The sequence below is a fragment of the Spirosoma pomorum genome (genome assembly GCF_054776615.1).
Genome location: NZ_BAAHBP010000045.1, coordinates 1 through 7,142, shown reverse-complemented (window position 1 = coordinate 7,142; position 7,142 = coordinate 1). Strand labels below are relative to the sequence as shown.

Here is a 7,142-nt window from a genome sequence, read left to right as displayed (position 1 = left end):
AACAGATTTTTTCTTAATACTTATATGATCAGCCGAAACACTATAACCCAAAAAATCAATATGGTTTTTCGGGTTCACTAATTCAGACCTTAACCCTTTTTTTTGCAATACGCTTATACCATCTGATTTATCAAAATTAATGGGAACTCCTGATATTGATGAGAAGTCATTAATAATGTGAAAAGCACTACATATTTTAGAGTAATCTCTCGACCAAATAATCGTATCATCAGCATATCTAGCGAACCTCAATCCTCTGTCCTCTAGTTTTCTATCTAATTCCCAACACACTAGATTAGCTATAAACAGAGAAATAGATGTACCGAGTGGTATTCCTTTCTGCTCCTCGTGATGAAGGAAGCTTTTTATAATTTCTTTTTCTGTTTTACTAATCAAAAAACAGTTTTTATCAAGTTGTTCGTATATAAATTCATGCTTTATTGATTGAAAAAAACGACTAAAATCAAACTCAGCAATGAATATTCTTGGTTCGTTTCTTATTTCATTAGAAATATCTTGTATTGCAAAATGAATATTCCTATCATTTCGATACGCATAAGCAAACGAACTAAATCTGTGTCTATTCTTTCTTAATAGACTTTTGTAAAATAGGTAAGATACCGCAGAATCGGGCAATTGAAATAAACTCACTTCTCTTTCCTTACCTGATTTTTTTATTGTATATCTTATTGGTTTTGTTGGAATATAACTACTATTTTTTATTTTTATAGATATTGATCTAGCAATTTTTTTTGCATTTTTCAATACATAAAAAGGATTGTATAGTCTATTTTCATTCCATTCTTGTGGAATTTTTACATGCTTATGAGGAACATTTAATAGTCGCTTCTTCTTTCTTTTATATTCAATATGTAAAAAATTGTGATATTCATGAAACTCTCTTCCTCTGTCAGACGCCTCTGTTTGTATCTCTTTTAAAATTTCTTTGTCCATAAAATGATGTGGATTTTCTATTCAAACACAAAGCTCTTACCTGACAGTAAGAGCTTTGCACACGGAATTACCAAGTAAAAGTAAGTTTCAAATTGAGATCACTGCCTAGAAAAGCATAATCTACCTGGCCCAAACTGATTTCTTGATTGGGGAATGGTACTTCCGCTTGTCCCCTTAGGACTTACACAAACATAAGTTTTTGCAAACATTAAATCCAAAATAATATAAGAATTAGCAAAAATAAATTTAGATATATTTCAATATAACTATAAAAGTCAATCAAATTTGTTAGCTATATTACAACAAAAATATATTTAGCGATATCCCAAACGTGTATATGTTCGACGTATCCCGTTTTCTATATGTGATAGTCACAAGAGTTCTTTTAAGAGACTGTTCTTTATGTGCAGTTACAGAGTATACTTTTTGTTTCGCACAAGCATTCGCGTTGCTCTTTCTATACAGCATATTATAATAATATGAGTTTACTGCCCTACGGTGCTTGTACTTCGCTTAGTGCTTCTTGGTTCACGAGGTTGCCTTCAATTAAGGCTCTGCTTGAGCGGTCCCGATCTTGTTTTTATCCCTTAACATAAGACTACTTATACAACACCACTTCAAAAAGTACAACTTTTAGGCGAATATAAAGGGGTGTAAATCGGCTCGTTGTCAAGCAGTGATCTTAGTAGGGAACTTGGTTTTTCTGCTTCAAGAAAATAATAGGCTTTCTGTTCACTTAAATTTGACGACAATGGATCCACTTGAATTACTGGCCAAATGGGCACTTTGGCTTTTTGACGCGATCGGCGTAAATCTTGCCCTGAAGAAGATTGCTCAAGTTTTTACCAAGAAGGACGATAAGTCAGACTCAACTAAGAATCAGTTGACCAGCCCCCAGCGCTCACAATCTTGGACTATGTAGGCTATAGGCCTAGCCCTCGACTACGCTTCTGTTCTTGTTGAATGCTTACACTTCGTTGCTGGCCTAACATGACTTCTTTGGCTTGTTCCAGCCGTACCTCTTCGGCTCGCCTTAGATCGGTGGCTAACTGCTGCTGACGCTCCTGCTGCTTATCGCGTAGTTCGAGTGTCATGGCCGCTCGCTCCTGGGTTGACCCGTTACTCATGGTATTTTGATAGCGGAAACTCTCTTCCAGCTCCCGACGATAGGCCGTCTGTTGATCAAAGACGACCTCACTACGCTCTTTGAAGTCGACTCGGTTGAATTGGCCAAACTTCTGGCCGTGTTCCTGACTCTTGCCTTTCCCCCGGTGGTTGGTTAGCGGACTCAGTAACCGCCGGTTCTGGCTGTCCTTGCGGCTCACAATGATCTGCACGTGCATCTGGTGCCCCGCTTTGGCGTCTCCCCGCTGGGTGATCCCCTGCTTGACTTCCGGATCGGTCCACTTGTAGCCCCGGTTGTACTCCACTTTGCCGTACCACTTCACATCGTCGGCTCCCAACCCTTTCTGAAAGTTGGCCGCGTACTCGGCCATCACGCCCCGGGCGTACTCTTTGAGCCGCTGCGGATCATTGCCTAAGTGCTGTAGCTCTTTCTGGGAGGGGCTGATGTTGACCAGGTAGAACTTGGCCTCCTGCTGCTTGAGCTTGGCCACGTTGCTATCAATACCCTGGCGTACCTCGTAGGGCAGTAGATCGTCGCGCCCCTGGTTGAACCACAACTCGGCTTTGTGCTCGGCTCTCAGGTTATTTTCCTTCTCCAGGTACTCGACCAGCTGGCCACAACTGCCGGCATTGCTGCCGGTGCTACTGGTAGTGATGTTGATGTGAGGCATAACCAGGTGGGAAAGGGAATAGAAACTTACAGATTGTTGACCTGACTGCGGGTGTTCTCCTGGAGCTCTTTGATGAGCCGCCCCTGGGTGAGCGCGTTCATCGCATCCCGCTGTAACACATAGTGATCGAGGATAGCCATAAACTTTGCTTTTAAGCCCTTTTTCGTCTCCTGCTGTAGTCTTACCTCATTTTGATGAGATCGTGCCTCTGAGAGCAGGTTTTGCAGCGTTTGAGCCATTTCCTGCTGCTGTTGCTGGCTGGTTTGTTGTTCTTTGAGCAATCGGCGCTGGGTCTGGATGAAAAAGCCGCTTACCTCCCGCTCGTTATCGGTTTGAAAGAACTGCTCATGCTGGGCGTTGAGTTGGGTCAGGGTGCGTTGTAGCTGGGCCAGATCGGCCAGCATGGGCGAGAGGGCTTCTTTCTCCTGAGTTTTGATGAAGGCGATGATTCGGTTGATGCCCTGACCCAGTTCTTTCTTGAGCAATTCGTCGTTCAAATCGAGTGGATCCTTCTTGGACTTGTAGAAATAGTCCACCATCTGGCCGAAGAGCTCCTGCTTCGAACGGCCTAGCTTTTCACTTAACTTACTGAATTTCAGATCAGTATCTGAATCGAATCGCACTGACTTACTCGCTTTCACTTCCATAATTAAGCACTTGAGTATACTAAAATAGGCCTCAGAACGCTAAAAAAAGGCTTTTTAGCAATAAAATATACTTTATGCTTATTTAGTAATAGTCAATATTTTTCCTAACTAATTGATTATGAACACAGAGACCTCGTAGAGCAAGGGAGAATTAGCGCGCAGCGTAATTCCCGCTTGCTCTTTAAAAGACCGCTTCGCGCTTTGGTTCGCGTCCGCTTTTCTTTGTTTTTTGGTCTTTCGTCCGCTTTTCATTTCTCTTCCCCTTTCCAACTCGGTTTTCGGTTTTGGCGTCAGCCACCCTAAAAACCGGACCTGTCAAATCACTTGTGAACCCCAACCCTCGTACGCGTGCACACGCGATCGCGTGTGAGACAAGTGTTTGTGTATTTCAAAATACACTTGTTAAACACTTGTAGGGGCAAAACAGAGCTCACAACTATCAGGTTTACAGTCAATTGCACTGTGGATAACTTTAATAAAGTGAGGTTTGGTTACCAAAAAAGTGAGGTTTGGTAGCTAAAAGCGGCCTAATAAAGTGAGGTTTGGTAGCTAAAAGCGGCCTAATAAAGTGAGGTTTGGTAGCTAAAAAAATGATTTTAAACAATGATACAACTTTATATAAATCACTTTTTACATTTGCCTGAAAATCAATACATGATTGAGTATGAAGAAAGGTGTAGAGATATGGCAGGACAACGCTCTGACTCTTGCTCGCTATGAAATGACTGAGACTGAGAAAAACTTATTGTATATGGTTGTTGCACAAGTCAAGCCCGATGATCCTGAGTCCAAGAGATATCAAGTATCTGTCAATCAAATGGCGGAGCTCAATGGCTCCATACGACTAAAAGCCGATGCGTATAAGCAAGCTACTAAGAAGCTTATATCTCGTGTATTTGAGACCACCTTGGCGGATGGAGACTTCTTGCAGGCTGCATTTATCACTTCAGCTAGGTACAAGAAGGGTACGGATATAATTGAAATTGGCTTGTCATCAGAGGTTAGACCTTTCTATGTGGATTTGAATAAGAAGTTCACCAAGATGCAGCTGGCGGCCGCTATATCGCTTAATTCAACGTATGCTAAGCGAGTATATGAACTATTATGCATGTTTAAGAACATGCCTGATAAAACATTCAAGCGTAGCTTGTTAGATCTCAAGACTATGCTGTGGGTTATCGACCCTAAAACAGGAAAGGATAGTTATCCATCATGGACTTGGTTTCAAAGGAATGTACTCGACGTTGCAGTCCGAGAAATCAATGGTCACACAGACCTCACGTTCACTTATAGACCGATCTACGGGGATCGGCCTGGGCGGGGTCGAAAACCTGTAGTTGAAGTCGAATTTGAAGTCTTTTACCAGGCTAAACCCGAAGCAGTTCCTCTGTCGGGCCTGCACGAGCGGCTAATCAAGCAATTCCGCTTACGTGCAGATCAAGCTGATACAGTGATGGCCAGTCACTCAGCTGAAACCATCAATCGCCAGCTCTATGATATTCAGACAAAAGCTGCCGATGGCAAGGTTAAGAATATTGGCAGCTACACGGCTCGCGTATTTGGCCTAGAAACTAAGGGAAAGGAAAAGTAAGGCAAATCACTTTTACGCCGATCAGGCCTTGTAGGGGCTGACAATGACTCAAAACCCTGTATCTTGCTATTATGAAAATCGTCCTCGATATTCCAGACGACCAGTTCAGCTTTGTCATGAAACTGGTCCGCAATCTAACCTTTCTCAAAGCTACGCCCCTGCCGGCGGGAGCTTCGAACGAAAAAGCCTTATTTCTGGCTGAGTTTGGGGAAGCCATTGATGAACTGAACGACGTGCTGGCCGGTAGAGCCCAAGCAACTGACGCCTATTCACTGCTCGATGAATTATGAGATTAAGCGCTTGCCAACCTTCGATCGGCAGGCCAAACGATTGGCTAAGAAGTATCCATCCTTAAAAACTGATTTAAAGACCTTATTCGACTTACTACAGCTCGACCCCACGCAGGGCACATCCATTGGTAAAGGCTGCTATAAGGTACGCATGGCTATTGCCAGTAAGAAGCAAGGCAAGTCAGGTGGTGCTCGGGTAATTACTTTCGTTAAGATTACCCAAGAAGCTGTTTACCTGTTAGCACTCTACGACAAGTCAGAAAAAGAGACGTTAACAACCGGCGAGTTGGAAACGTACCTGGAGTTGATTGATGAATCAACCGAATAGTCGTTGCCAGATGCTTCTCTTACTTTGCTTTGATGACGACTCAAGCACTTCACCGGCAGGAGCTACGCTAGATGCCGGACTAGGCGAGGGTAGTAATTTCAACTCTCGGTTCTCCTCCCGTAAGCTTGTGTTTTCAGCTCGTAAGTAAGCTGCTTCACTTTTTAATATCTGAATAATGTCATCCTTAGCCTCCAACAGGGCTGTATAACCTTGTATAGGCTCTTTATCTATACTTGTACTATCGTTATCAAGGCTTGTATAGACAGCGTTTTGTACTGACTGTAAAGGGGGATAATTATCAAATAAGTAATTTGCCTGAATGGTGTACATGCCCCCTTGTTTACCCTCTTTCATCCGAATAAAGGGTTTACTAGCAGTTCTTTTGCACAAGCGTCTGATTGTTGCCTCATTCAACCCAGTCGCTTTTGCTGCTTCCTTAAGGGTAAGGTAACTCATAAATGCTGTCTAGACTTATATAAGAAGGTGTATAGGTATTGTATAGGTATTGTATAGGCATTATATAGGCGGCAAATCAAGCGAATACAGTAACCAGTTGCAACTACACGTTCATAAACATAATATTACAGCCGAATTATATAATCAATACAAAATTCGGTTTTTCACCTAAAATAGAAAGTCAGAACTTTCATCTACGGATTGTATTGTATCTTCATGAAAGTCACCTTTAGAGAGGGTGTTCCCATCAAACCATTGGCAAGTCCATATCTGACCCACTTTTTCTAGGCTCCCCTGTTCAACAAAATCAGTTTTACAGGATCCAATTGTCATAGCAGGACCGCCGGACTTAAGCTGAACTAAATCCCCTAAGTTGAACTTACTCATAGTGTAAAGTTTGAAAAAAGTTATTTTATTTTATTAAAGATGTCTTTTAGCTGTAGTAGTTAGATTTTTTATTCATGACACTTTCAATGCCATCATTTTTAATTCCGAGTTTTATTGCTTTATATATTCGCATAAAACTCGGAATTTGCAGAGCGCCTTTCTTTCCATTTACCCTAATATCTTTACATAGTTTTATTATATTAGTTGAATCACAGTAAAACGGAAAAGCGTGTTGAGAGTATTCTAGATTTTTTGCTTTATATAAAACTTCTCCTCGCTTTTGTAATATATTGAGTATAGAGGATAAGAGCCATTTATCCAAATATTTCATTTGTTCTTCGTCATCGACTAAAGGATAAAAGCTCATTATTCCTTTAAAATTAAGCTTACTATAAGTTCCATTTAAGTAATTTCTCAAAGTCAATTCTGTGAGGTTTCCATATAGGTACCTTCTTACTTGCTGAATAGCTGACAGAAAATCCTTTTCTGTATCTTTAGATGAAAGGCTTTTGGCTATAGTCTCATGATTTAAAACAGGCTGTAATAAACTCTTATAAAGTAGATATGATATTTGCTTTTTTATGTTGTGAACAGATTTTTTCTTAATACTTATATGATCAGCCGAAACACTATAACCCAAAAAATCAATATGGTTTTTCGGGTTCACTAATTCAGACCTTAACCCTTTTTTTT

The 7,142-nt window shown here is 41.2% G+C and carries 10 protein-coding genes; 4 read left to right on the top strand and 6 right to left on the bottom strand.

The features are described 5' to 3' along the window. The coding region (locus ACYVAD_RS26175) for a reverse transcriptase domain-containing protein (protein WP_461142516.1) at positions 1 to 954 on the bottom strand (954 nt) is incomplete at its 3' end. 751 nt (positions 955 to 1,705) lie between these two features. Between ACYVAD_RS26175 and ACYVAD_RS26170 the strand changes: the two genes are divergently transcribed. After that, on the top strand, positions 1,706 to 1,876 hold the full coding sequence (locus tag ACYVAD_RS26170) for a hypothetical protein (RefSeq protein ID WP_461142515.1): 171 nt from the start codon (positions 1,706 to 1,708) through the stop codon (positions 1,874 to 1,876). Between the two features lies 1 nt (position 1,877). Here the strand turns inward: ACYVAD_RS26170 and ACYVAD_RS26165 are convergent, their stop codons facing one another. Together ACYVAD_RS26165 and ACYVAD_RS26160 are read right to left on the bottom strand one after the other, a co-directional pair. After that, entirely contained in the window at positions 1,878 to 2,750 is an 873-nt protein-coding gene (locus ACYVAD_RS26165) for a DUF5712 family protein (RefSeq protein ID WP_461142514.1), read from the bottom strand. 26 nt (positions 2,751 to 2,776) lie between these two features. Then, positions 2,777 to 3,397 (bottom strand): BfmA/BtgA family mobilization protein, encoded by a 621-nt coding sequence (locus ACYVAD_RS26160; RefSeq protein WP_461142513.1) that lies wholly within the window; start codon positions 3,395 to 3,397, stop codon positions 2,777 to 2,779. A gap of 664 nt (positions 3,398 to 4,061) precedes the next feature. Here ACYVAD_RS26160 and ACYVAD_RS26155 point away from each other — a divergent pair. The 3 genes from ACYVAD_RS26155 (at position 4,062) to ACYVAD_RS26145 (ending at position 5,606) form a co-directional block, all read left to right on the top strand. Beyond that, positions 4,062 to 4,988 carry a replication initiation protein gene (locus ACYVAD_RS26155; protein ID WP_461142512.1) on the top strand — a complete coding sequence of 309 codons (927 nt, stop codon included), beginning with the start codon at positions 4,062 to 4,064 and terminating at the stop codon, positions 4,986 to 4,988. Positions 4,989 to 5,059: 71 nt separating this feature from the next. Continuing rightward, a complete protein-coding gene (locus tag ACYVAD_RS26150) occupies positions 5,060 to 5,278 on the top strand; it encodes a hypothetical protein (RefSeq protein ID WP_461142511.1) in 219 nt (72 codons plus the stop codon). Continuing rightward, positions 5,268 to 5,606, top strand: coding sequence for a type II toxin-antitoxin system RelE/ParE family toxin (locus tag ACYVAD_RS26145; RefSeq protein ID WP_461142510.1), 339 nt, complete (start codon positions 5,268 to 5,270; stop codon positions 5,604 to 5,606). The genes ACYVAD_RS26150 and ACYVAD_RS26145 overlap by 11 nt, the downstream gene beginning before the upstream one ends. On the opposite strand, the gene ACYVAD_RS26140 is transcribed toward ACYVAD_RS26145, so the two are convergent. From ACYVAD_RS26140 to ACYVAD_RS26130, 3 genes are all read right to left on the bottom strand, one after another. Then, complete coding sequence (locus ACYVAD_RS26140; RefSeq protein ID WP_461142509.1) at positions 5,595 to 6,062, bottom strand: hypothetical protein; 468 nt, start codon at positions 6,060 to 6,062, stop codon at positions 5,595 to 5,597. The genes ACYVAD_RS26145 and ACYVAD_RS26140 overlap by 12 nt on opposite strands. A gap of 168 nt (positions 6,063 to 6,230) precedes the next feature. Next, on the bottom strand, positions 6,231 to 6,449 hold the full coding sequence (locus ACYVAD_RS26135; protein WP_461142508.1) for a YodC family protein: 219 nt from the start codon (positions 6,447 to 6,449) through the stop codon (positions 6,231 to 6,233). A 46-nt stretch (positions 6,450 to 6,495) separates the two neighbouring features. Next, positions 6,496 to 7,142 (bottom strand): hypothetical protein (locus ACYVAD_RS26130; RefSeq protein WP_461142507.1); only part of this gene is annotated, 647 nt, incomplete at its 5' end.